The sequence below is a fragment of the Sphingomonas sp. Leaf242 genome (genome assembly GCF_001422045.1).
Taxonomy (GTDB): Bacteria; Pseudomonadota; Alphaproteobacteria; order Sphingomonadales; family Sphingomonadaceae; genus Sphingomonas.
Genome location: NZ_LMLW01000009.1, coordinates 257,171 through 281,760, shown reverse-complemented (window position 1 = coordinate 281,760; position 24,590 = coordinate 257,171). Strand labels below are relative to the sequence as shown.

Below are 24,590 nucleotides of genomic sequence, written 5' to 3'. Positions count from 1 at the left end.
ACGCATAAAGGCTGGCCTATTGCGGTCCGCGACCGTGGCGACGGGACTTCTGGTCGCCGCCTGTGGCGGTGGGGGCAGCGGCGGTATCAACAGCACCCCGGCTCCTCCGGCAGCGCCCACCCCAACGCCCACGCCAGTTCCGGCTCCAACGCCGACGCCGACGCCAACACCCACCCCGGCCCCGACGCCTGCTCCCACGCCGACTCCATCCGGCAACGATACCGCCGAATACCGCGCGACCGTCGGCGCGGTCTCGATGAACGCGCTAGCCGCGTATAACGTCGGTGCGACCGGCAAGGGCATCAACGTCGGCGTGATCGACAGCGGCATCGACCTGCAAAGCCAGGAATTCGGCACCCGCGTCTCGTCCGCCTCGCAGGATGTCGCGGGCAACAGCACGATCGACGACGAAGGCGGCCACGGCACCGCGGTCGCCTTCACGCTGGCAGGCCGGCGGAACGGCGCGGGCTCGCACGGCGTGGCATTCGACGCGACGCTGATCGTGCTGCGCGCCGACCGCCCCGGCACCTGCGCCACCGCGAGCAAGGACGACAAGGATTCGGGCTGCAAGTTCGGCACCGATGCGATCACCAAGGGCCTCGACGCGGCCCGGACGGCGGGTGCAAAAGTCGTCAACATCTCGCTCGGCGGCTCCGAAATGCCGCAAAGCCTGAAGGATGCGATCGGCCGCGCGACCGCCGCCGGGCTCGTCGTCGTGATCGCTGCGGGCAACGACGGCTCGGTCAACCCCGATCCCTTCACCAATGTCGCCGGCGAAGTGCAGGGCCGCAATCAGGTCATCATCGCCGGCTCGGTCGGCTCCGCGGACGGTATCTCGACCTTCAGCGACCGTGCGGGCACCGGCGCAGCGCACTTCCTCACCGCGGTCGGCGAAAGCGTCCGCGCGCCCGACCAGGCCGACACTACCTATCTCTGGTCCGGCACCTCGTTCGCCGCGCCGCAGATTTCGGGCGCCGTCGCATTGCTGGCGCAGGCCTTCCCCAACCTCACCGGCGCGCAGATCGTCGACATCCTGTTCAAGAGCGCACGCGATGCCGGTGCGCCGGGCGTCGACGCGGTCTACGGCAACGGCGTGCTCGACCTGACGCGCGCGTTCCAGCCGCTCGGCGCAATGTCGGTCGCCGGGTCGAAGGCGGTCGTCTCGACGACCGGCAACGCCACCCTGTCCGCGCCGATGGGCGACGCGGCGCAAGGCGAACTCGGCGCGGTGATCCTCGACGGCTACAGCCGCGCGTTCGCAATCGACCTCGCCAAGACGATCGCCCGCCGCAGCCCGGACCGCTCGCTCGGCGGCGCGCTCCAGTCGCGATTCCGCACCGTCGCGCTGGCGCAAGGCGGCATGACCGTCTCGATGACGCTAGCGCCGCGCGCCAACGGCGACGTCGCGCTCGATCGCACTTCGCTCTCCACCGCCGACGCAACCAGCGCGCGCGCGATCGCCGGGATGGTGACGCAGAAGCTCGGCAGCACATTGTCGTTCGGGTTCGGCTTCGCGCAAGGATCGACCGCACTGAGTGCTCAGCTCTCGGGCCAGTCCGAACCTGCCTTCCTGATCGCCAACACCGGCGGCCTTGGCTTCGACAGCAATACGCGAGCATCGAGCGCGATGCGGCAGAGCGTCGGCGGGTTCGGCTTCACCGCCGGAATCGAGAATGGCGACGTCCTGACGCAGCGTGACGGCGACCTCCGCCTGCGCGACCGCTGGCAGCGCTCGGGCTACAACCGCGCCTCGCTGACCGTCGACCGCCGCTTCGGCGCGCTCTCGACGATGGTCGCCGCGACGCGCATGGACGAGCGCGACACCGTCCTCGGCGCGCGCTTCGACGCGGCGCTCGGCGCGACCCGCGCGGCAACGTGGTTCGTCGATACCAAGGCGCGGTTCGATGCGGGGAGCGGCTGGAGCATCGGCGGATCGATGCGGCAGGGCTGGACCCGCGCGGCGGTGCGCGGCGGTCTCAGCGGCGACGGTCTCGTCCGCACCAACGCCTTCGCCGCCGACATCGGCAAGGACGGCGTGTTCGGCCATGACACGCTCGGCCTCCGCGTCGCGCAACCGTTGCGGGTGGCGCGCGGCGGGATCGACCTCGGCCTCCCGACCTATTTCGACTACGCCAGCAACACCGTTACCGACTGGACCACGCAACGCCTCAACCTTGCCCCGCAAGGCCGCGAACTCGATGTCGAGATGCGCTACGGCGTGCCCGCGTTCGGCGGCGGCCTCGACACCAACCTGTTCTTCCGCCGCGACCCCGGCAACTTCGCGGCGCTCCCGAACGACTACGGCATGGCGATGCGCTACAGCCTGGGCTTCTGAAACCCACGTCCCCCAATCCGTCATCCTGACGAAAGTCAGGATCCAGAATAACGGGCGCTGCCGTATTTGGCTCTGGATCCTGACTTTCGTCAGGATGACGAACGTGAGAGACCGGCGGGGCTGGATAAGCTACCGCTCGGTACCTATCTCTGCCGCATGACACGCTATTCCCTGCTCGATCTGGTCCCCGTCATCGAAGGCGGCACCGTCTCCCAATCGCTCGCCAACGCGGCCGACCTCGCGCGGCACGCCGAGAGCGTCGGGTTCCAGCGTTACTGGGTCGCCGAACACCACGGCATGACCGGCATCGCGTCGGCCGCGACCGCCGTCGTGATCGCGCACATCGCCGCCGCCACGAAGACGATCCGCGTAGGCTCGGGCGGCATCATGCTTCCCAACCACGCGCCGCTGACGATCGCCGAGCAGTTCGGCACGCTCGACGCGCTGTTCCCAGGCCGCATCGATCTCGGCCTCGGCCGCGCACCCGGCTCCGACCAGCGCGTCGCGCGCGCGATGCGCCGCACGCTCGAAACCGACGCCAACGCGTTCCCGCAGGAGGTGATGGAGCTCCAGAGCTACTTCGCCAATGACGGCCAGACCGGCATCGTCGCGACGCCGGGCGCAGGCGCGGACGTCGAGATGTGGATCCTCGGCTCCAGCACGTTCGGCGCACAGCTGGCGGCGGCGCTGGGCCTGCCCTACGCGTTCGCCTCGCACTTTGCGCCCGATGCGCTGGATGCCGCGCTGGCGATCTACCGCCGCGACTTCCGCCCCTCGGCGCGCCTTGCCAAGCCGCACGTCATGGCCGGCTTCAACGTGTTCGCGGCGGAGACCAATGCGGAAGCCGAACTGCTCGCCACCTCGCAGCAACAGTCGTTCGTCGCGCTTCGCACCGGCAACCCAGGCCAGATGAAGCCGCCCCTCGCAGGCTATCGCGAGTCGCTCGGCGCGCAGGGCAACCAGATCCTCGACCACGTCCTGCAATGCTCCGCGGTCGGCAGCCCGGCCAAGGTCGCACGCGGCATCGCGGCGTTCGTCGAGCGGACCGGCGTCGACGAGGTCATGGTGACCAGCGCGATCTACGACCACGAGGCGCGCAAGCGGAGCCTGTCGATCACCGCGGACGTGATGCAGGAATTGAAGATCGCCGCGTAAGCGACACGACTTCCCCCCTCCCTGGAAGGGAGGGGAAGGGGGTGGGTCGGTTTCCCCGAGCTCGAACGGCGGTGTCTAAAACCGGCCTACCCACCCCCAACCCCTCCCTTCCAGGGAGGGGGGCGAGTTATCTTCTGGGCGACCTACTCCCCCGCCCATTCCTTCAACAGCGTATACGCGATCGCATAAGGCGGCGGCGCGATGAACGGCCCCTCCTCCCCGCGTAACACCGCACGCACCATCTCGCGCGGCACCCACATCGCATCCTCGAGCTCGTTCACATCGAGCGTGATCGCATCGTCCTCCGCCTCCGCGACACACGCCATCATCAGCGACGACGGAAACGGCCAGGGCTGGCTCGCGACATACCGGACCTTGCCGACCCGAACCCCCGACTCCTCGAGGATCTCGCGCGCGACCGCCTCCTCGATCGATTCGGCCGGCTCGACGAAACCGGCGAGCGCGGAATACCGCCCCACCGGCCATCCCTTGCCGCGCCCGAGCAGCGCGCGCCCGTCATGCTCGGCGATCATGATCACCACCGGATCGACCCGCGGGAAATGCTCGGTCCCGCAGTTCGGGCACTTCCGCGCCCACCCCGCCCGGAACATTTCGGTCGGCGATCCGCACTTCGCGCAGAAGCCGTGCCGGACATGCCAGTCGATCACACTCCGAGCGCCAGCGTACGTCGCCGCCTCACCCGGCGCGAGCGCAGCCAGCACCGCCATCAGCGCGGGCGAGCGCATCGCGGGTGCATTGTCGACGCGCATCCCGTTCAGCAGCGCCGCGAAATGCGGCCGCCCGCTTTCGTCGAGTCCAAGCAGGATCGGCTCGGCATCGTCGGGCATATCCGCCATCGACGTCCAGGCGAGATGCCCGTCGTCGGTCGTGCCCGGCAGCAGCCCATCGAGCACCAGCAGCCGCGCACGCCAGTCGCGCCGCGCCGCCGCCAGCCCTTCCGGATCGTGACGCAAAGCATCCGACCGGTCGAGCGTCCCGCCGGTAAACCCAGGTGCGTCCATCACGCTCATCGGCGCAACCTCGCCGCGTCCTGCATCAGCGCCGCGACCACCTGCTGGCGGAGCGGTATCCGGTCCGCCGGGAAGTAATTGACCATCACGTTGCCGCGCGAATGCTTCGACGGATCGACCCATGCGATCGTGCCCGCCGCACCACCCCAGGCATAGGTGCCCTTGCCCGGCCCGTTCGGCGTATCCGCGAGCACCACGGAACCGCCCGCGCCGAAGCCCATGTTGCTCCCCTGCGTTCCCCCCGTGCCGCCGCCAACTCCGCCGAACACGACGCCCGCCGGCAGCAGGTTCGACGTCGCCAGCGCGATCGTCTCTGGCTTCATCACGCGCACGCCGTCGAGCGTGCCGCCGTCCTGAATCATGTGCAGGAACCGATCGTAGTCGCGCGCCGACATCACCAGGCCGGCGCCGCCATACGGAAAGCTCGGCTTCTGCAGGAACACCGAGTTTGCTGCCGGATCGAGCGGCGTCCGCGTGTCGCCGACGAACGCATAGTTGGTCGCCAGCCGCCCGACCTCGCTCTGCGGCACCTGCCAGAAGCTCGACTTCATCTTGAGCGGATCGAACAACCGCGTCTGGACGAACCGCTCGAAGCTCATGCCGCTGGCGACCTCGATCACGCGACCCATCACGTCGAGCCCGATCGAATAGCTCCACTTGGTGCCGGGGTCCGCGATCAGCGGCAGCGTCGCGACGCGGTTGGCGAACTCCTCGAGCGACTTAGGCCGGACGGGCCGCATCTTCTCTTCCATCGCCGCGCTGACCGACAGCGGCAGGATCCCGAGCCGCTCATATTCCTTGAGCAGCGGTCCCTTGGTAACGATCGTGTAGCCGAGCCCGGCGGTGTGCGTCAGCAAATTGCGGATCGTGATCGGCCGCACCGCGGGCCGCGTCGCGAGCGACGTGTCGGGGCTGGTCGCGACCTTCATGTCCTTGAACGCCGGAATATATTTGCTGACCGGATCGTCGAGGTTGAGCTTGCCGTCCTCGACTAGCATCATCGCCGACATGCCGGTGATCGGCTTGCTCATCGAATACACGCGCCAAAGCGAATCGGGGCCTGCCGCCGGAGCATTGGGGTCGTCACTGATCTTGCCCGCCGACGGGAACAGCGTCGGACCGTCGCCGGCGCCAAACGCACCGACGATCCCCGGCATCTTGTTCTGCGCGACATAGCTGTCGAACAGCGCGGACGTGGCAGGCAGCAATGCGTTGACCGGGATCGTCATCCGCGGCGTCGGCCGAGCCTGCGGGCTGACCTGCGGACGCGGTTGCGCCTGTTGGGCATAGGCCGTGGCGGCGGCCAACGCGGCAAGTCCGCCCGTCGAAATCCAGTGCACCAGTTTCATGCAGCTCTCCGTATGGTCTTGCCGGCCTTGGCGAAAACGGTCGGGAGGCCGGCGGTATCCAGCTCGTCGATCGGCCACCATTCGCTTGCCGTTGGAACGCGCGGTTGATGCGCCTCGACCGTCGCCACCGCAAGCGTCAGTTGCAGATCGAAATGCGTAAATCCGTGTGCGACGGTCGCGTCCAGCATCCGCCAATCCGCCTGCGCTGGCGCGTCCTCGAAACCGGGGGGAACATCACCCCAAGGCCCGGTAGGAAACGCGCGCATCCCGCCCAGCAAACCCTTGTCCGGCCGCCGCACCAGCAGCACCTGCGCATCGCGTTCCAGCCAGAAGATCGTCCCGTACCGCTGAGGCTTCGCCGCCTTCTTCGCCTTAACCGGCAACCGCTCGGGCGCGCCCTGAGTAAAGCCCTCGCAAAACGCGCGGATCGGACACAGCAAACATTTCGGCGCACGCGTCGTGCAGATCCCGGACCCCAAATCCATCATCGCCTGCGCGAAGTCGCCCGCCCGAGTATTCGGCGTGATCGAGTCCGCCGCGACCCGAATCGCAGGACGCGCAGCCGGCAAGGGCGTCTGAATCGCAAACAGCCGCGCAACCACCCGCTCGACATTCGCGTCGACCACCACGGCCCGCTCGCCAAACGCGATCGCCGCCACCGCCGCCGCGGTGTACGCGCCCAGCCCCGGCAGCGCGCGCAGTTCCACCTCGGTCCGCGGAAACACGCCGCCATGCTCGGCCACCACGGCCTTCGCCGCCTTCACCAGATTGCGCGCCCGAGCGTAATACCCAAGCCCAGCCCAAGCCGCCATCACATCGGCATCGTCCGCCGCCGCCAGGCTCGCGAAATCCGGCCACCGCGCGGTCCACGCGAGGAACCGCGGTGTCACCGCGGCGACGGTCGTCTGCTGCAACATCACTTCCGACAGCCACACCCGGTACGGATCGACCCCCTCGCCCGGCTTCGCGCGCCACGGCAGGTCGCGACGATGCGCGTCATACCAGTCGAGCAGGGCCCCGGAGACCGAAGAGCGCTTGGCGTTCACGCGTCGCCTATGGCATGGGTTCGCAGATGAGCAAGCCGCCCGTTTCTGTGCCTAAATCTGCGACGCCCAAGCCGGCGACGAAGCGCATTAAAGGCAAGACCGATCCCGACGCCCCGCGCGAGAACCGCTCGCGCGCGGTCGCCGAACTGTTGCCCGCGATCGGCGGCGCGGCATTCCGGCGATTCGGCTTCGTCCAGTCGTCGATCGTCAGCCGCTGGCCCGAGATCGTCGGCGCGAAACTGGCCGGCGCGAGCATCCCCGAATCGATCCGCTTCCCGGTCGGCAAGAAGCAGGACGGCGTCCTGACCCTTACCGTCCGCGGCGCGCACGCACCAATGATGCAGCACATCGCGCCCGAGATCATCGAGCGCGTGAACCGCTTCTTCGGTTACGCCGCGATCGTGAAGGTCGCGATCCGCCAGGGCGAGGTCGCCGCCCCCGTCCCGCGGAAGGCCCCGCCTTCGATCCGCCCGGTCCCCGTCGATCTCGGTATGAGCCTGAAGGGCATCGCCGATCCGGAACTGCGCGCCGTCCTCGAATCCCTCGCCGCCGGCGTCGCCTCGACGCACGGCCTTCCCAGGATCACCTGATGCGCGTCCTCTTTGCCGTCTTCGCCCTCTTCCTGCTGACCGGTGCCGCGCCCAAGCGCGACTGGTCGCAAACCGCGCGCATCCTCCCCTCGGGCGCGTACCTGATCGGCAACCCCGCCGCCCGCGTGAAGCTCGTCGAATACGCCAGCTACACATGTTCGCACTGCGCCGACTTCTCGGTGAAATCCGAACCCGTATTGAAGCGCCAGATGATCGCATCCGGCTCGACCAGCCTGGAGTTCCGCCACTTCATCCGCGACCGTCTAGACCTGTCGGCAGCGATCCTGGCGCGCTGCACCGGCCCCAAAGGCTTCTCCGCCACCTCGTCCGCGATCTTCGCCGCACAGCCGCAATGGCTCGAGCGCGGGATCGAATACCAGCAGGGCAACGCCGCGCGCCTCGCCATGTACCCCGCCGCGGCCCAGATCCGCGCCAACGCCGACGGCTCCGGCCTGACCGCGATGATCAAGGCGCGCGGGCTCTCGGACGCGGCGATCAACGCGTGCTTCGCCAACCAGCCCGAGATCGACCGCATCGTCAAACTGACCGCCGACGCGCCGAAGGAGATCGACTCGACGCCGACCTTCTACCTCAACGGCAGACTCGTCCCGCATGTCGGCTGGGAACAGCTCGAACCCGCGCTCCGCAAGGCCGGCGCCCGTTAATTCACGTGATCCACTGGAGTAACCCGATGAAGTTCCTGACCACGCTCGCCGTCCTGCCGCTCGCGCTCGCCGCCTGTTCGAAGAACGATTCGACCGGTAACGTAGACCAGCCCGCCGCGGCGCCCGTTGCAGCCGCCGCAGCCCCCGCCGGCCAGAACTGGACCGAGACGGTCGTGAAGACCCCCGAGGGTTACCTGATGGGCAACCCGAACGCGCCGATCAAGCTCGTCGAATACGGCGCACGCTCGTGCCCGACCTGCGGCGCGTTCGGCCGCGAGGCATACAAGCCGCTGACCGAGAAGTACGTCTCGACCGGGAAAGTCAGCTTCGAATTCCGCGACTTCCTCGTCCACGGCGCGCCCGACGTCGCGCTGACCCTGCTCGGCCAGTGCGGCGGCGTCGCGCCGTTCTTCCCGATCCTCGAGCAGATGTACGGCAACCAGATCGCCTTCCTCGACAAGCTCCAGGCGATGACGCCTGACCAGCAGAAGGCGCTCGCCAACCAGCCGCCGACGGTCGTCGCGACCAAGCTCGCCGAACAGATGGGCGCGATCGATTTCGTCAAGCAGCGCGGGATCCCGGAAGCGAAGGCGCGCGCATGTCTCGCGGATCAGAAGCAGCTCGAAGTGATGGCCAAGCCGACCGAGAACGCGATGCAGGCCGGGACGGTCACGGGCACGCCGACGTTCCTGATCAACGACAAGAAGCTCGATCAGGTCGTGAGCTGGGATCAGATGGAGAAGGCACTGAAGGCGGCTGGGGCGTAAGCTAACCGCTCCACAAGTAACTACCACCCCGGCGGAGGCCGGGGCCCAATTGGGGGACGTTGCTAACGGAGATCAGCGCTTCGTTACCGCGACCTCTCCAATTGGGCCCCGGCCTTCGCCGGGGTGGAGGCAAGGGCGGTAAGCGTGCCCGCGGGCAGCCCGCCCCCTTGTTCTCCCGCGAAGGCGGGAGCCCAGTCTGGATCCCCGCCTTCGCGGGGAAACAAGCTCGGCGGTTCGGCACACGATCAAAACCAACCGTCGGGGGGCGCAAGAATGCAGATCAAGCGCCTCCGCATCACCGGCTTCAAGAGCTTCGTCGACCCCGCCGATCTCCGCATCGAACCCGGCCTCACCGGCGTCGTCGGCCCCAATGGCTGCGGCAAATCGAACCTCCTCGAAGCCCTCCGCTGGACAATGGGCGAGGCCAGCGCGAAATCCCTGCGCGGCGCCGGCATGGAAGACGTCATCTTCGCCGGCACCGCGACCCGCCCCCCACGCGACTTCGCCGAAGTCTCGATCCTCGCCGAAATAGCCGGGGACGAACGTGAAATCGTCCGCCGGATCGAGCGCGGCGCCGGCTCCGCCTACCGGATCGATGGCCGCGACGTCCGCGCCAAGGACGTCGGCCTGCTCTTCGCCGACGCCGCCACCGGCGCGCACTCGCCCGCGCTCGTCAGCCAGGGTAAGATCGGCGCGGTCATCGCCGCCAAGCCTGCCGACCGCCGCGCGATGCTCGAGGAAGCCGCCGGGATCGCCGGCCTCCACGTCCGCCGCAAGGACGCCGAGGGCAAGCTCCGCGCCACCGAAGCCAATCTCGCCAAGCTCGACGAGATCATCTCCGACCAGGACGCCCGCGCTGCCACGCTGAAACGCCAGGCCCGCGCCGCCGAACGCTACCGCCTCATCTCCGCGCAGATCCGCGTCGCCGAAGCGCGCACATTGTTCGCCCGATGGCGCGAAGCCGCCACCGCAGCCGACGCTGCCAAAGCCGAAGCCAGCGCCGCAGAAACCCGCGTCCATGCCACCGCCGAAGCCGAGCGCGCAGCCGCCGCAAACCAGCACCGCGCGATCGAAGCCGTCGCCACCGCGCGCACAGCAGCGCTCGCCGCGCGCGACCTGGTCGGCGATCTCGCCCACCGCCTCGCCGCGCTCAAGACCGAGAAGGCCAGCGTCGAGCGCAGGATCGCCGACCTCACCGACGCCCGCGCCCGGATCGCCGACGACCGCGCGCGCGAAGGATCGCTCGCCAGCGACGCCGCCGCCGCGCTCGCCCGCCTCGCCGACGAGGCCAAGACGCTCGACACCGCGATCGCAGATGCCACCGCCGCGATCCCCGATCTCGACGCCGCGCTCGCCGAGACCGAACGCAGCGCCCGCGACGCCGAAGTCTCTCTCGCCCAGGCGCTCGCCACGCAAGCTCGCGACGCCGCCGAAGTCCGCGTCGCCAGCGCCGCCCTCGCCGCCGCCCGCACCCGCGCCGACCGCGCCGATCGCGACGCCGCGCAGATCGCCGCCGCCCTCCGCGCCCTCGGCGACCCCGTTCCGCTAGCCGCAGAGCGCGAAACCGCCGCCGAAGCCCGACGCGCCGCCACCGCCGCAGCAGAATCCGCCCGCCAAGCCATCACCCAGGCCGACACCGACGAAGCCTCCGCGACCAGCGCGCGAGACGCCGCCGAAACCACCCGTGCTAGCGCCCGCGCAGACCTCGCCGCGATCGACAGCGAAGTCGCCGCAATGACGAAAGCCACGCAGCGCTCGGGCCGCGACCGCCTGCTCGATCACGTATCTGCCACCACCGGCTATGAACGCGCGCTCGCCGCAGCACTCGGCGACGATCTCGACGCCCCGATCGAGGCGTGGGCCGGCGCCAAGCCCCGCGCCGACGACCCCAGCGCCCCGACCGACGCCGAACCGCTGGCCGCGCATGTCGACGCGCCCCCCGCCCTCGCTCGCCGCCTCGCACAGGTCTTCGTCGTCGACACCGACGCCGGCCAAGCGCTCGCGGTCGGCCAGCGGCTCGTTACGCGCGACGGCATCTTGCGACGCTGGGACGGGTTCGCCGCGACCGGCACCGGCGCGGCCGCCGCCGAACGCCTCGTCCGCCGCAACCGTCTGACTGCCCTTCAGGCCGCACGCCCCGCCGCCGCCGCCATGCTCGACACCGCCGAAACCGCGCGGGCCGCGGTCGACCAGCAGATCGCCGACGCCCGCCGCCAGTCGCAAACCGCGCGCGCCGCGCTCCAACGCGCCGAAACCGACGCGCGCGATGCGGCCCGCCAAGAAGACCGCGCCGCCGCCGCGCTCGAACGCCTCGCCACCCAGCGGGCAGACCTCGACGTCCGCGCGCACCGCATCGCCGACGACGTCGCCGACGCTCACGTCGACCGCACCCGCGCCGAAGCCGCCATGGCCGCCGTCCCCGACGGCACCGCCAACGCGCGCCAGGTCGCCGCACTCCAATACGACGCCGAAAATGCCCGCGCCGCCATCGCGCAGGCCCGCGCCGATCGCACCACGCTCGACCGCAGCATCGCCACCCACCGCGAACGCCTGTCCGCCGCCCAAGCCGACACCCGAAGCTGGCGCGCGAGAGCCGGTGAAGCCGCCAAGCGCATCGCCGCCATGGACTCGCGCGAAACCACGCTCGGCACCGACCTCGCCGAGATCGCCGCTCGCCCCGCCGCCCTCGACGCTGAAATCGAGACGCTCGACGCCGAACACCAGGAAGCGCGCACAACCGCCGACGCGCTCCTCGCCACCGAACGCACCGCGGAAACCGCCGCCCGCACTGCCGACGACGCCCACCGCGCCGCCACCGAAGCGCTCGCCGTCGCCCGCGAAGCCCGCGCCGGCGCGATCGCCCGCGTCGAAAACCACGAAGCACGCCGCCTCGATCTCGGCCGCCTCTCGGGCGAGCGCTTCCAATGCCCCGCCCCCGTCCTCCCCGAACGCCTCGGCTTCGCGGTCGCCGACGTCCACGCGCCAGCCGAAGAGTCCGCCATCCACGACCGTCTCGCCACCGACCGCGAGCGGATCGGCCCGGTCAACCTCGTCGCCGAGACCGAACTCGCAGAACTCGAAGAGTCCGCGCGCGGCAACGCGGTCGAACGCGACGAACTCGGGCAAGCCGTCAACCGATTGCGTGGCTCGATCGGCACGCTGAACCGCGAAGGTCGCCAGCGCCTGCTCGCCGCGTTCGAAGCGGTCAACGGCCATTTCCAGCGCTTGTTCACCACGCTCTTCGACGGAGGCGCCGCGCACTTGGAACTGATCGATTCCGACGACCCGCTCGAAGCCGGTCTCGAGATCATGGCGCAACCACCCGGCAAACGCCTCCAGTCGCTCACGCTCCTGTCGGGCGGCGAGCAGGCTCTGACCGCGGTCGCGCTGATCTTCGGCCTGTTCCTCACCAATCCCGCGCCGATCTGCGTCCTCGACGAAGTCGACGCACCGCTCGACGATGCGAACATCGAGCGCTTCTGCGACCTGCTCGACCGCATGTCGCGCGACACCGACACGCGCTACCTCGTTGTCACGCACAACGCCGTCACGATGAGCCGCATGCACCGCCTGTTCGGCGTGACGATGATCGAACGCGGTGTCAGCCGCTTGGTCTCGGTCGACCTGCAAGCCGCAACCGGACTCATTGCAACGGCGTAGGGAGACAATCCCCGTTCGCGACGTTGACCCTCGATGTTCCTCGACGAATCCAGCATCTGGCCGCGCAAGGAGGACCTGCCTCCCCGCAAGCCCGTGTATCGGCACGAGAAGGCGCTCACCCGCCTGATCTTCGTCTATCTCTTCCTGTTGTTGCTCCTGCCCGTGAGCCTCGGCGGCATGGTCGACCTGATCCGCTATCTGTTCGGCTGACTTTCGGGTGTCCTACACAACCCGATCCTGTCACCGTCGTGAATCCGCAATCGTCCACGTCTGGGCCTAAGTGCAGACATCGGAAAAATGCTCCCAGCGTCTGCACTTTGTGCACTTCCAGCATCGGGGCCGACCCGAAAGGCGGCCAATACAACGACATATCGACAAGTTGATCTCCATCACTCGACACCCCTTTTCGCGGAACGTAAGACGAACGAATGGCCCAACTCGACACCCGTGAAAAGCTCGAGATCCTCGCCGACGCGGCTAAATACGATGCGTCCTGCGCGTCGTCGGGCACGACCAAGCGCGATTCGAAGGACGGCAAGGGACTGGGGTCGACCGAGGGCATGGGCATCTGCCACGCCTACGCCCCCGACGGCCGCTGCATCTCGCTGCTGAAGATCCTGCTGACCAACAGCTGCATCTTCGACTGCCATTACTGCATCAACCGCAAGAGCTCGAACGTCCGCCGCGCCCGCTTTACGGCAAAGGAAGTGGTCGATCTCACCATCGCCTTCTACAAGCGCAATTATATCGAGGGCCTGTTCCTCTCGTCGGGTATCATAGCCTCGTCCAATTACACGATGGAGCAGATGGTAGAGGTCGCGCGGTCGCTGCGCGAGGATCACCATTTTCGCGGCTATATCCACCTCAAGACGATCCCCGACGCCGATCCCGAACTGGTCCATCAGGCCGGGTTGTACGCGGATCGCGTCTCGATCAACGTCGAACTGCCGACCGCCAACGGGTTGAAGCGGCTTGCCCCCGAAAAGGACGGCGTCCGCATCGAGACCGCGATGGCGGAGGTGAAGGCGTCGATCATCGACGGCAAGGACGCCAAGGCCAAGTACAAGTCCGCGCCCAAATTCGCCCCTGCCGGCCAGTCGACCCAGATGATCGTCGGCGCCGATGCCGCAACCGACGGCGACATCGTCCGGAAGGCGTCGACCCTGTACGACCGCTTCGGCCTGCGCCGCGTCTATTATTCCGCGTTCAGCCCCATCCCTGATGCGAGCGCCGTCCTGCCGCTGCAACGCCCGCCACTGATGCGCGAGCACCGTCTCTACCAGTCCGACTGGCTGATGCGCTTCTACGAGTTCCAGCCGCACGAAGTCGTCGCCGCCGCCGACGACGCAACCGGCATGCTCCCGCTCGACATCGACCCCAAGCTCGCCTGGGCGCTCAAATTCCGCGGATCTTTCCCGGTAGACGTCAACCGCGCCCCCCGCGAAATGCTCCTCCGCGTCCCCGGACTCGGCGTAAAGGCAGTCAACGGTATCCTGACCAGCCGCCGCTGGCGCCGCCTGCATCTGGCGGACATCGCAAGGTTGACGATATCCGTGGCCAAGCTCCGCCCCTTCATCATCGCCGAAGACTGGCGCCCGGTAGCTCTGGCGGACAAAGCCGAGCTCCGCCCCATCATCGCCCCAAAACCCAAGCAAATGGAAATGTTCGCGTGACGCCGACGCATTCCCCCCCGGCACGGGGAGGGGGACCGCGACGCGCAGCGGCGGGGTGGAGGGGGCTCACCACCACCGACACGTTCGCGGAAGCCCCCCTCCACCAGCTTCGCTGGTCCCCCTCCCCGTGCCGGGGAGGATTATGCGCGTCGTAACCCTAACCGAACCCGACGATTTCGACGGCTGGCGCGACGCCGCGCGTGGCCTGATCGCCGAGGACGTCCCCCCTGACGACGTCGTCTGGCAAGTCGGCGACGAGCCGGTCGACCTGTTCGCAACCGTGGCGGACCCCGCCCCCGCTCCGCCCCCCGGCGCGTTCTCCGTCCCCCGCGCCTTTATAGACCTAGCCCGCAGCGCCATCCTCGGCAGCGACCCAGAACGGTTCGCCCTGCTCTACACGCTGCTCACCCGCCTTCGCCGCGAACCCAAACTGATCGAGGACCGCGCAGACCCGCTCGTCCGCCGCCTCGACCGGATCGCCAAGGACGTTCGCCGCGATATCCACAAGATGCGCGCATTTCTGCGCTTTCGCGAGGTCGAGGAGGATGGCGGAACACGGTTTGTTGCGTGGTTCGAGCCCGACCACCACATCGTCCGCGCCAACGCCGCGTTCTTCGTCAATCGCTTCGCAAGCATGCGCTGGTCGATCCTGACTCCCGAGGTCTCGATCCACTGGGACGGCAAGGCGCTGAGCGAAGGCCCCGGCGCCAGTAAGGCCGATGCCCCCGACGGCGACCCGACCGAAGAGGTCTGGAAGACCTATTACGCCAGCATCTTCAACCCGGCCCGCGTGAAAATCGGCGCGATGCTGAAGGAGATGCCGAAGAAATACTGGAAGAACATGCCCGAAACCGCCCTGGTGCCGGGCCTGCTGGCAGCGGCACAGGCGCGGGAGAGCGGGATGATTGCGAAGGCGCGCGACACGGTCGGCGGGAATAGCCTGATCGCATGGGAAGCTTTGCGCGACGAAGCGGCCGGGTGCACGCGGTGCCCGCTCTACAAGCCGGCGACGCAGACCGTGTTCGGCGAAGGCCCGGTCGACGCCCCGCTCATGTTCGTCGGCGAACAGCCGGGCGACCAGGAGGATCTTGCCGGACGACCGTTCGTCGGGCCGGCGGGTCAGATGTTCGACAAGGCGATGGCGGAAGCGGGCGTCGACCGATCGCGCGCTTACGTCACCAACGCGGTGAAGCACTTCAAGTTCGAGCAGCGCGGCAAGCGGCGGATCCATGCGAAGCCCGGCGCCGGCGAGATCGACGCGTGCCGCTGGTGGATCGAGCAGGAGCAGATGCTGATCAAACCGAAAGTCACCGTGGCGCTCGGTGCGACCGCAGCGCGGTCGTTGTTCGGGAAGGTGATGACGATCGGGCGCGAACGTGGCCGGGCGTTGCAGTTGCCGGATGGCGGCGAGGCTTGGATCACGGTGCATCCGAGCTATCTGCTGCGGTTGCCGGATCCGGCTCAGGCTGCGGAGGAATATGCGCGGTTTGTCGAGGATCTGCGGGTCGTAGGAGGGCGGATCGGCTGATCTTCGGCGACATATTGTACCAGTTGAACTTCGCTCGCCCGTCACTGACGAAAGTCAGGATGACGGACGGAGGTTGGAGAGCCGTTTTCACTACTCACATCGCGTTAGGCTCAGGCCCCAAGCGACCGGCGGGATCGTCCAGGGCTTTGATCGCGACCATATCTTCGTCGTCCAGCGTTAAATCCTGCGCGGCAAAATTGTCGGCGAGATGCTCCGCATCCGACGCCTTCGGGATCACCGAGAAGCCTTTCGCCAGATGCCATGCGAGGATCACCTGCGCTGCGCTGCGGCCGTGCTTGCCGGCGATGCGGACGATGACCTCGTCCTGCAACAGCGTCTTGCCCTGCCCCAGCGGGCTCCAGCTCTGCGTCACGATGCCGTGCGCTTCGTGATACGCGCGCTGCTCGCGTTGCTGGAAATTAGGGTGGAGCTCGATCTGGTTTACCGCCGGGGTAACGCCAGTCGCGGCGACAATTGTATCGATATGCTCGGGCAGGAAGTTCGACACGCCGATCGACTTTGCCTTCCCGGCATCACGGAGCGCGATCATCGCCTTCCAGGCCTCGACATACTGGTCCTGCTTGGGGACCGGCCAGTGCATCAGGTACAGGTCGACGAACTCGACACCGAGCAGCGCCAGGCTCTCGTCCATCGCCGCTTCGGCGTCGCCCTGTCGGTCGTTCCAAAGCTTGGTCGTCAGGAACGCCTCCGAACCCTTGTAGCCGTCGCCGACGCCGCGTTCGTTGTCGTAGATCGCCGCGGTGTCGACTAGGCGGAAACCGATATCGAGCCCGGCGCGGACGATCGCGGCTGCCTGGCTGTCGGGGATCTGCCACGTGCCCATGCCGAATTGGGGCATCGTGCGGCCGTCGTTGAGTATGAGATCTGTCATGCCGCAAACAGCGCACGACATGGCCGACGGTTCCGATTGCCTCTTCCCTTCCGCGCCCGGTTCGCGCAATCGGCCGATCCATGTTCGAAAAGATTCTGGCGACCCTCGCCACCTTCACGATCGGCGTGATCTCGTCGGGTGGCTATGTCGGCATCGCGCTGCTCATGGCGATCGAGAGCGCGTGCATCCCGCTGCCGTCCGAGATCATCATGCCGTTCGCCGGCTATCTCGTCTCGACCGGGCGGTTCGACCTGTATCTCGCCGCCACCGCGGGGGCGATCGGGTGCAACCTCGGCTCGATCGTCGCGTACGAGATCGGCAAGCGCGGCGGCCGGCCGATGGCCGAGCGCTGGGGCAAATACCTGCTGATCGGTCCGGGCGAGCTCGATGCCGCCGACCGGTTTTTCGCCCGCTGGGGCAGCATAGCGGTGCTGATCGGGCGCCTGCTGCCGGTAATCCGCTCGTTCATCGCTTTCCCTGCCGGCGTAGCGCGGATGAAGCTGGTGCCGTTCCACATTTACACCTTCGTCGGATCGTGGCCTTGGTGCTTCGGACTGGCCTGGGTCGGCATGAAGCTCGGCGACAAGTGGGATAGCGATCCGCGTGTGAAGGCTGCGTTCCACAGCGCCGACCTGCTGATCGGTGTGGTCCTGATCGCTCTTGTCGGCTTCTACATCTGGCACCGCGTGCGTGGACTGAAGCGCCACCCTTAAGTCTCTCGAGGGTAACCGCGGCGCTTCGCCAGCGCGCGCAGGTCGCCGTCGCGCGTTGGCACAAGCTGCGCCGTTCGCCGCTTAACGGCTTCGAGGATATCGGCGTCGGCCTTTGCGGGCGAGCCGCTGTCGAACGGCGGTGCGGGATCATATTCGAGACTCAGCTGGACCGCCTTGGCATGCGCCTCGCCGCGGATCATCGCGGTCAGGGTGAGGGCGAAGTCGATCCCCGCGGTGACGCCGCCGCCGGTGACGCGGTTGCGATCGACCACGACCCGTGCGTCAACCGGGATCGCGCCGAACAGCGTCAGCATGTCGCGCTGCGCCCAATGACACCCGGCGCGATAGCCGTCGAGCAAGCCTGCCGCGCCGAGGATAAGCGATCCGGTGCAGACGCTCGTCACCCAGGTCGCGTCTGCACCGATCGCCTGGACCCACGCCATCGCTTCGTCGTCGGCGATCACGTCGTTGGTTCCGAAACCGCCAGGGACACACAGGATGTCGGCGCGCGGAACACCGGCGAAGGTCGCGGTCGGCAGGATCGAGAAGCCGGCGTCGGTCGGGACGGGGTCGAGCGTTTTCCAGACCAGGTCGAGCCGGGCGTTGCCGAGCCGCGAGAGGACTTGCGCGGGACCGGTCAGGTCGAGCTGGGTCACGTTCGGAAATAGCAGGAAGGCGATGCTCAGCGATTCGGTCATGCCGTTGCTCCTTGCGATGGGCTCTTACGCTCGAAAATCGCCACATTCGCTCCGGATTGGTTTAGCTCGCTGACAAACAACGCGATTCCAGCATCGTGCAGGGAGCGCCCGCGACCGAAGTGCAGAAAGTGCAGACGCTGGTGCAGCATTTTCGTCGGCCCCCGACGCACCGTAGGGGGCGGTTTTAGCGAACGCGCTTCGGATTGCTGCCGACGTCATTCGCTCATCATGCCACCCCTGCTGCCCGTAGGACAGTTACGTCTGGAACAGCGCGCGCCGGTATCAGGCGAACAGCCATGTCCCGAGCATGCGCCCGAACGGGAAGGTGAACACGCCCGCGATGAGCAGCGCCCCGGTGACCATGCCGCGCACGCTGGTGCGGTGCCGTGCTAGGTCGTGGGCGCGGGCCGACCACCAGATGATCGGAACCTGGACGAGCGTGAAGATCGACAGGAGGTGGATGATGCCGAAGCCGCCGGTACTGGTCCGGATGCCGAACGAGGCGAGCGCGGTGGCGAGCATCGCGACGACCCAGATCGTGCCGAGCGCACGGTGCGGGCGGTCGCCGCGTTTGCGCAGGAGCATGATGGGGGTGAGCACAAGCGCGACGAGGATGGTGGCGAGATGGAACCAGACGATCGTCGGGACCTCCGGCCAGTGCGGGCGGCCGCGGATCAGCGCGGTCATGACGGCGGCGAGGAGGAGGATGGCGGCGTAGGCGAGAAGCTTTTCGTAACCGTCGGCAGCGATCGGTCGCAGACGGGTTTTTCGTTTTCCCAGTGTTAGTGCCATTCGTGCCCCCTTGTATGTCCCAGGGCGACGGTACGGGGTGCGCAGCGCGGAAGCCAAGGGGCATTTTCTGGGTGGCGTGTGCTGGCAGGGTCGCCCGGATCAAAACGTGCTCCCCTCCCTGGAAGGGAGGGGTTGGGGGTGGGTTGGCGGAATTAGGCCACTGGCGTTGCCGCCTGCGGAAGCCGACCCACCCCCTGCCCCTCCCTTTCAGGGAGGGGGGAAGTAGGGCGCTATCGCTTGCGATGAGTTATGGGAGAACCGGGACTTCTGCAGCCCGCGTCTTGTTCTCCAGCCGCGATTCCCTGACCCGCTGGCCGAAGCAGCCGGTGGCGCCACCTGCGCCGACTGCGGAGCAGCTGCCGATCGTGTTCACCCCTGACCCGGCGTCCATCGTGCCTTGGGCCTTGGTCGCCCAGCTGGCATTTTCGGGCGTGACGACGAACTCGCGGAGTTCCTTGGGAACGCGGTATTGCTCCTGCGCGCTGCGGCGGACGCAGACGACGATCTCTTCGCCGTTCTGATTGGTCGGGCAGCGTTCGTTGCCGAACAGGGTCAGCACGCCGTTGACGGGCGCGCTACGCGAGACTTCGCCGGGGGCCGAGATCGTGTTCGGCTTGCCGGTAGCGCCCGGCAATGCCGGGGCGAGGGTCGGCGCTTTGGCGGGCAACTGCGCGAGCGTAGGCGGCGCGCGGCGCGCGGGTTGCGACGTCTGCGCCACCGCAGGTCCGGCGACGAGTAACGCCGCCGCAAAAAGCATTTTCATACGCATCACTCCCACAATCCGTATTCTCATTTCGAACGTCGCATCTCAGATCCGCTTGGCGGTAGCGATCGCGACCTTGCAACCCAGCCGGATCGCCGCACTCAGCACAGGATACCCCGGTGTCTCCTCGGCCCCCGCCGCAATCGCGGTCGCCTTGTGCTCGAGTTCCTCGGCCTGAAAATCGAGGATGGCTGCCGATAGCTCGGGGTCGCTGGCGCCAAGCTGAACGAGCTGTTCCTCGTAATGCTTGTCGATCTCGGTCTCGACCGCGGCGGTACACGCCATCGCAGCGCGCGGGCTGATCGCCGCGGTAACGGCGCCGAGCGCGAAGCCAGCGACCTTCCAGATCGGCTGAAGTACCGTTGGGCGCACGCGGCGCTCCACGATCATCTTGTCGAAGAACGCGCGATGCCGCTCTTCCTGCTGCGCCATGTGATGGATCGAGCGCGACGCCGGGTGGCGGTCGCCGAGCACCGCAAGCTGGCCCGCATAAATACGGATCGCACCGTATTCGCCGGCCTGATCGACGCGGATCATCGAATCCGTCGCCCGCTTGGCGTCTCCTGGCTTCCAGCCGCTCATCTCGTCTTCCTCATGAGTGCGAATATGGTGAACGCACCGACGAGGGAAAAGATCGCGTTGAACCCGGCGAGCGAAATGCCGAGCAGCTTCCACTGCGGCGAATCGCAGCGCACCATCGGCGCGTTCATGATCGCGGCGAGGCGCTCGGCAGCGGTCGTGCCGGCCATCGAGACGGTGGTGGTGCAGGCGGTGAACCCGTTCCACCAATGATATTCGACGCCGGCATGCGCGACGCCGATCAGCCCGCTCAGCCCGATCAGCACCCCGGCGATGATCACCAGCGATGCCCTTAGCGACCGTCCGGGAACGAAGAACGTCGCCCCCGCGATCAGCACCGCGGAATAATGCGGCCAGCGCTGCCAATGGCACATCTCGCACGGATACAGACCGCCGAGATATTGCGAGCCGAGCGCGCCGAGCAGCAGGAACGCCGGCAGCAGGAGCGCGATGGCGCGCGCGATCTCTTCGTTCTTGGTCATGCCCAACCCGCGACGCACGCTCACTTGGTGGCTGCCTTGGCGGCGTCGGCATCAGGTTTGATCGGGCGCGGCTTGGTCGCGGCGGCAACCTGAGTCGGCCCGCCGAGACGCGCGACGGTCTTCAGCGCGTAATAGAGCTGGAAATCGTCGATGCCCTGCTTCTTCAACTGCTCGGGCGTCTGCGAGAAGCGCGGGTCGGTCTTGGTATCCTCCTCGAGCACCGCATTGTCGGCCTTCACCTCGTTGATCAGGTGTTTACGGAGGTCTGCCTCGCGGAACACCGGGCGCGACTTGTAGTCGGGATCGGTGAGCTGCGGCACCTTGATGTCGGGCTCGATCCCGCCCTCCTGCACCGATCGGCCGGACGGCGTGAAGTAGCGCGCGGTGGTCAGGCGGAGCGCGGTCTGCGGCCCGAGCGGAAGCACGGTCTGGACCGAGCCCTTGCCGAAGCTGCGCTCGCCCATGATCAGCGCGCGGTGATGATCCTGGAGCGCGCCGGCGACGATCTCCGACGCGGACGCGGTGCCGGGATCCGTCAGGACGACGACCGGCAGGCCGTGCGCGTCGTCGCCGGGCTTCGCGTAATAGCGCTCGATATCGGTCTTCTCGCGACCGCGCTGCGAGACGATCTCGCCGTGATCGAGGAAGGCGTCGCTGACCTCGATTGCCTGGGTCAGGAGGCCGCCGCCATTCTCGCGCAGGTCGACGACATAGCCGAGCGGACGATGGCCGAGCGACTTGTCGATGCTCATGATCGCCGCGCGGGTATCCGCACCGGTATGCTCACTGAAGGTGTTGATGTTGATATAGCCGACGTCGCCGCGGACTTCCCACTTCACCGGCTTCTGGACGATGATCTCGCGCATCATCGTGACGTCGAGCGGCTTGTCGCGGCCTGGACGGACGAGGCCGAGCGTGATCTTGCTGCCGGGCTTGCCGCGCATCTTGCCGACCGCCTCGTCGAGCGAATCGCCGTAGATCAGCTTGCCGTCGATATGCGTGATGTAGTCACCGGATTTGACACCCGCGCGGGCGGCTGGGGAGTCTTCCTGTGGGGAAACGACCTTGATCGCGCCGTCTTCCATCTGGACGGTCAGGCCGAGGCCGCCGTAATTGCCCTCCGTCATGATCCGCAGGTTCTCGTAGTCGAGTGCGTCGACGTACGAGCTGTGCGGATCGAGGCTGGCGAGCATGCCCTGGATCGCGCCCTTGATCAGCGTCTTGTCATCGACCTTGTCGACGTAATCCGCCTTCACGCGGTTGAACACATCGAGGAACTGGTCGAACTCGCGGTAGGTGTCGGTGTCGACCGCCGCCATCGCCGAGGTGGCGAGTGGGATCAGCGTCAGCGCGCCGACGATCGCGGTCGCGGCAAGGAACGGGGTACGCAGTATAGGACGAGGCATCGATGGTCCTGCAACCTGAGAAAAGACGTGTCGTACGGTCGTGACGGCGTAGCGTAGCGGAACGCTGGCGGCAACGCGCGGAGCAAAGCGGGGCCGGGGTTAATCGAGGCTGACTAGGGGGTGACGTTCGGGGCGGCACGTACCCACGATGCTCCGTCATGCCGGGCTCGTTCCGGCATCCACGGTTCCGCATACTCGACCGAGTTGGATTTGCGGAACGGCGCCCCCCCAACCGGTCGGCGACTATCACTTCCGAGCAAGTAAGACGTGTTTCCCCGCGAAGGCGGGGATCCAGACTGGGCTCCCGCCTTCGCGGGAGAACAAGGAGGGGCACGATACCATACGAATGCGGCTCATACTTTTCGAAAGGTATAGTATCAAACCGGTCCGACGTGACGGGATGTCTTAGCAAGGTCCAGATCCGGAACACTTGCCAGCCGTCGGCTCTCAGTTGATCAACGAAGCGACGTCGACGGGCCGCCCCCGGCGCCGGAGTTCGACGGTGATGCGGGGGTCTTCGCTGGGTGCGGTGCCGAGCGGGGCACCGATCGCTACGTGGTTGCCAGACTTGGCGGTGGTTGCGGCGAGGCCCGTCACGAGACTCGTCCAGCCGTCGGCGTGGTCGATGATGACGATCATGCCGTAGTCGCGAAACCGACGCGCGTAGCGGACCGTGCCGGCCGCGGGTGCGACGACGCGCGCGCGGGGGGCGGTGGCGAAGGTCAGGCCGCGCGATCGGACGCCGGAGTCCGAAACCTCGTCGAAGCCGGTGACGAGCCTGCCCGCTACCGGCGTACGGTACACGCCGCGCGGTGGCGACGGGGGCGGGGTGCCGGGCGCGATCGGGCGGGGGATCGGACCGGCGAGCGCGATCAGGCTGGCCGCGGTCGCCTTGGCGTTGGTGGTGGCGGCCATGCCGTCGACCAGATCGCGCGCGCGTTCGCCGAGCGCCAGTGCGCGATCGGACTCGCTGAGCGCGCCGCGGCCGAACGCCTGGCTACGCTGGCGATGGCGCGCTTCAAGAGTGGCTAGCGCGATGCGGTCGTTCTCCAGGCGCGCGCGACCGTCTGCCAAGGCCTTGGCGGCGAGCGTGGCGCTGGCTTGCAGGCGACGTGTTTCGGCGAGTTCGATGCGGACCATTTCGGTACGCTGGCGGACCACGGGGAGCGCGCTGCCGAGAACAGCGCGGACATGGACGAGGTCGTCGACCGATCCCGGCTGCGCGACCGCGACGATCGTCGGGCGGCGGGCGAGGGATTCCAATGCTGCGAGGAGCCGGGCGACGGGGGCTTGCGCGCGACCGAGCTTGGCGCGTTGATCGGCCAGCAGGCGCTCAACCAGCGTTACGCGCGCACTTGCGGTCGCCAGGTTTGCTTCGGCAGCTGTTACGCGGGCGGCTAAAGCCTGCTCTTCACGGCGCGCCTTGTCGGCGGCGTTGCGCTCCTGCGTGGCCGCCGCGGCGAGCTTGGCGGCGCGGGCGGCGGCGAGCGCGGCGTCGCGTTTCGCCGCGACCAGACGTTGCTGCTCGGTCGCCAGCTCGGGCGCGTCGGTCTGTGCGGTTACCCCCGCCGCCGCGAACAGCGCCGCGATCGCGAGAACGCCCCCTACCCTCATGCATCACCCTTCGCGGTGATAGGGGTGGTTGGCAAGGATACTGGTGGCGCGGAAGAGTTGTTCGGCGAGCATCGCGCGCGCGAGCAGATGCGGCCAGGTCGCGCGGCCGAACGAGAACAGCAGGTCCGCCTCGTCGCGCGCCGCATCGTCGAAGCCGTCGGCCGCCCCGATCATGAATCGTGCCTCGCGCACGCCGTCGTCGCGCCATCGCTCGAGCTTTTGCGCAAACTGCGTCGACGACAGCGTCTCGCCCTTCTCGTCGAGCAGGATGCGCTTGGTCTGCTCGCCGACCAGCGGGATCTTGCCGCCGGTGTCGGGGAGCTCGCTGACCTTGGTCGGCCAGACGATGCGCTTTAGATAGCGGTCGACGAGGTCGGCCTCGGGCGAGCGCCCGATCCGACCGCGGGCGACGATGTGGAGCAGCATCGCCGCCTCGGAGCCGGCTTAGTCTTCGTCGGTGAAGGTCGGCACGGGCGGCGGCGCTGGTGCGTCGCCGAATGCCCACATCCGCTCCAGATTGTAGAAGCTGCGGACTTCGGGGCGGAACAGGTGGACGATGACGTCGGTCGCGTCGATCAGCACCCAGTCGGCGGTCGGCAGGCCCTCGATCTTCACCGGGCGCTTGAACTCGGCCTTGATCCGCTCGGCCAGCTTCTGCGCCATCGAGGCAACCTGGCGGGTCGAACGACCGCTGGCGATCACCATGTAATCGGCGATGCTGGTCTTGCCCGCGAGCGGGATCGAGATGGTCTCGACCGCCTGGTCGTCGTCGAGCGACGCGAGGATCAGGCGATGCAGTGCCTCAACCTCTTCGGGGTCGGTCGCGCGAGGGGCAGTAGGGGAAGTGGCCAA

The 24,590-nt window shown here is 67.7% G+C and carries 23 protein-coding genes; 10 read left to right on the top strand and 13 right to left on the bottom strand.

From position 1 onward, the window contains the following. Positions 1 to 34 precede the first annotated feature (34 nt). Together ASF09_RS12600 and ASF09_RS12595 are read left to right on the top strand one after the other, a co-directional pair. Entirely contained in the window at positions 35 to 2,335 is a 2,301-nt protein-coding gene (locus ASF09_RS12600) for a S8 family peptidase (protein ID WP_235529817.1), read from the top strand. 156 nt (positions 2,336 to 2,491) lie between these two features. Next, positions 2,492 to 3,490 (top strand): LLM class flavin-dependent oxidoreductase, encoded by a 999-nt coding sequence (locus tag ASF09_RS12595; RefSeq protein WP_060526536.1) that lies wholly within the window; start codon positions 2,492 to 2,494, stop codon positions 3,488 to 3,490. A gap of 143 nt (positions 3,491 to 3,633) precedes the next feature. Here ASF09_RS12595 and nudC read toward each other — a convergent pair whose 3' ends face one another. The 3 genes from nudC to ASF09_RS12580 are packed head-to-tail and all read right to left on the bottom strand — an operon-like array spanning position 3,634 to position 6,916. Beyond that, positions 3,634 to 4,512 carry an NAD(+) diphosphatase gene (gene nudC, locus ASF09_RS12590; protein ID WP_060526779.1) on the bottom strand — a complete coding sequence of 293 codons (879 nt, stop codon included), beginning with the start codon at positions 4,510 to 4,512 and terminating at the stop codon, positions 3,634 to 3,636. Positions 4,513 to 4,517: 5 nt separating this feature from the next. Further along, positions 4,518 to 5,870: a serine hydrolase domain-containing protein gene (locus ASF09_RS12585; RefSeq protein WP_060526535.1), complete on the bottom strand. Its 1,353-nt coding sequence runs from the start codon at positions 5,868 to 5,870 to the stop codon at positions 4,518 to 4,520. Continuing rightward, the gene (locus ASF09_RS12580; RefSeq protein ID WP_060526534.1) at positions 5,867 to 6,916 is read right to left on the bottom strand and encodes an A/G-specific adenine glycosylase; all 1,050 of its coding nucleotides are present in this window, start codon (positions 6,914 to 6,916) and stop codon (positions 5,867 to 5,869) included. The genes ASF09_RS12585 and ASF09_RS12580 overlap by 4 nt, the downstream gene beginning before the upstream one ends. 26 nt (positions 6,917 to 6,942) lie before the next feature. Here ASF09_RS12580 and ASF09_RS12575 point away from each other — a divergent pair, with 26 nt between their 5' ends. The 7 genes from ASF09_RS12575 to ASF09_RS12550 all read left to right on the top strand — a co-directional run bounded on the left by ASF09_RS12575 (position 6,943) and on the right by ASF09_RS12550 (position 15,799). Further along, positions 6,943 to 7,506 carry a DUF721 domain-containing protein gene (locus tag ASF09_RS12575; protein WP_156359350.1) on the top strand — a complete coding sequence of 188 codons (564 nt, stop codon included), beginning with the start codon at positions 6,943 to 6,945 and terminating at the stop codon, positions 7,504 to 7,506. Continuing rightward, complete coding sequence (locus ASF09_RS12570) at positions 7,506 to 8,171, top strand: thioredoxin domain-containing protein (protein WP_060526533.1); 666 nt, start codon at positions 7,506 to 7,508, stop codon at positions 8,169 to 8,171. The genes ASF09_RS12575 and ASF09_RS12570 overlap by 1 nt, the downstream gene beginning before the upstream one ends. Positions 8,172 to 8,197: 26 nt before the next feature. Next, positions 8,198 to 8,938, top strand: coding sequence for a thioredoxin domain-containing protein (locus ASF09_RS12565; protein WP_056051660.1), 741 nt, complete (start codon positions 8,198 to 8,200; stop codon positions 8,936 to 8,938). Between the two features lie 273 nt (positions 8,939 to 9,211). Continuing rightward, entirely contained in the window at positions 9,212 to 12,598 is a 3,387-nt protein-coding gene (smc, locus tag ASF09_RS12560; RefSeq protein ID WP_060526532.1) for a chromosome segregation protein SMC, read from the top strand. Between the two features lie 33 nt (positions 12,599 to 12,631). Then, entirely contained in the window at positions 12,632 to 12,808 is a 177-nt protein-coding gene (locus ASF09_RS20720; protein WP_165895133.1) for a hypothetical protein, read from the top strand. Positions 12,809 to 13,026: 218 nt separating this feature from the next. After that, a complete protein-coding gene (locus ASF09_RS12555; protein WP_060526531.1) occupies positions 13,027 to 14,271 on the top strand; it encodes a putative DNA modification/repair radical SAM protein in 1,245 nt (414 codons plus the stop codon). Between the two features lie 142 nt (positions 14,272 to 14,413). Beyond that, the gene (locus ASF09_RS12550) at positions 14,414 to 15,799 is read left to right on the top strand and encodes a UdgX family uracil-DNA binding protein (protein ID WP_060526530.1); all 1,386 of its coding nucleotides are present in this window, start codon (positions 14,414 to 14,416) and stop codon (positions 15,797 to 15,799) included. Positions 15,800 to 15,893: 94 nt separating this feature from the next. Here ASF09_RS12550 and ASF09_RS12545 read toward each other — a convergent pair whose 3' ends face one another. Further along, the gene (locus ASF09_RS12545) at positions 15,894 to 16,691 is read right to left on the bottom strand and encodes an aldo/keto reductase (protein WP_060526529.1); all 798 of its coding nucleotides are present in this window, start codon (positions 16,689 to 16,691) and stop codon (positions 15,894 to 15,896) included. Positions 16,692 to 16,771: 80 nt separating this feature from the next. Between ASF09_RS12545 and ASF09_RS12540 the strand changes: the two genes are divergently transcribed. Beyond that, positions 16,772 to 17,404, top strand: a complete 633-nt coding sequence (locus ASF09_RS12540) for a DedA family protein (RefSeq protein WP_060526528.1) — start codon at positions 16,772 to 16,774, stop codon at positions 17,402 to 17,404. Here the strand turns inward: ASF09_RS12540 and ASF09_RS12535 are convergent. The 9 genes from ASF09_RS12535 to rsfS form a co-directional block, all read right to left on the bottom strand. Then, positions 17,401 to 18,102 (bottom strand): DJ-1/PfpI family protein, encoded by a 702-nt coding sequence (locus tag ASF09_RS12535; RefSeq protein WP_060526527.1) that lies wholly within the window; start codon positions 18,100 to 18,102, stop codon positions 17,401 to 17,403. The two genes, ASF09_RS12540 and ASF09_RS12535, sit on opposite strands and share 4 nt — an antisense overlap. 282 nt (positions 18,103 to 18,384) lie before the next feature. Then, complete coding sequence (locus ASF09_RS12530; protein WP_060526526.1) at positions 18,385 to 18,894, bottom strand: DUF2306 domain-containing protein; 510 nt, start codon at positions 18,892 to 18,894, stop codon at positions 18,385 to 18,387. Positions 18,895 to 19,141: 247 nt separating this feature from the next. After that, positions 19,142 to 19,657 (bottom strand): hypothetical protein, encoded by a 516-nt coding sequence (locus tag ASF09_RS12525; protein WP_060526525.1) that lies wholly within the window; start codon positions 19,655 to 19,657, stop codon positions 19,142 to 19,144. A gap of 45 nt (positions 19,658 to 19,702) precedes the next feature. Continuing rightward, a complete protein-coding gene (locus ASF09_RS12520) occupies positions 19,703 to 20,239 on the bottom strand; it encodes a demethoxyubiquinone hydroxylase family protein (protein WP_056061210.1) in 537 nt (178 codons plus the stop codon). After that, positions 20,236 to 20,718, bottom strand: coding sequence for a disulfide bond formation protein B (locus tag ASF09_RS12515; protein WP_056051678.1), 483 nt, complete (start codon positions 20,716 to 20,718; stop codon positions 20,236 to 20,238). Before ASF09_RS12515 ends, ASF09_RS12520 begins: the two co-directional genes overlap by 4 nt. A 20-nt stretch (positions 20,719 to 20,738) precedes the next feature. Next, positions 20,739 to 22,124, bottom strand: a complete 1,386-nt coding sequence (locus tag ASF09_RS12510; protein WP_060526524.1) for a S41 family peptidase — start codon at positions 22,122 to 22,124, stop codon at positions 20,739 to 20,741. 447 nt (positions 22,125 to 22,571) lie between these two features. Next, positions 22,572 to 23,738, bottom strand: coding sequence for a murein hydrolase activator EnvC family protein (locus tag ASF09_RS12505; protein ID WP_060526523.1), 1,167 nt, complete (start codon positions 23,736 to 23,738; stop codon positions 22,572 to 22,574). Between the two features lie 3 nt (positions 23,739 to 23,741). Continuing rightward, on the bottom strand, positions 23,742 to 24,164 hold the full coding sequence (locus ASF09_RS12500; RefSeq protein ID WP_060526522.1) for a 23S rRNA (pseudouridine(1915)-N(3))-methyltransferase RlmH: 423 nt from the start codon (positions 24,162 to 24,164) through the stop codon (positions 23,742 to 23,744). Between the two features lie 18 nt (positions 24,165 to 24,182). Then, positions 24,183 to 24,590: a ribosome silencing factor gene (rsfS, locus tag ASF09_RS12495; RefSeq protein WP_056061225.1), complete on the bottom strand. Its 408-nt coding sequence runs from the start codon at positions 24,588 to 24,590 to the stop codon at positions 24,183 to 24,185.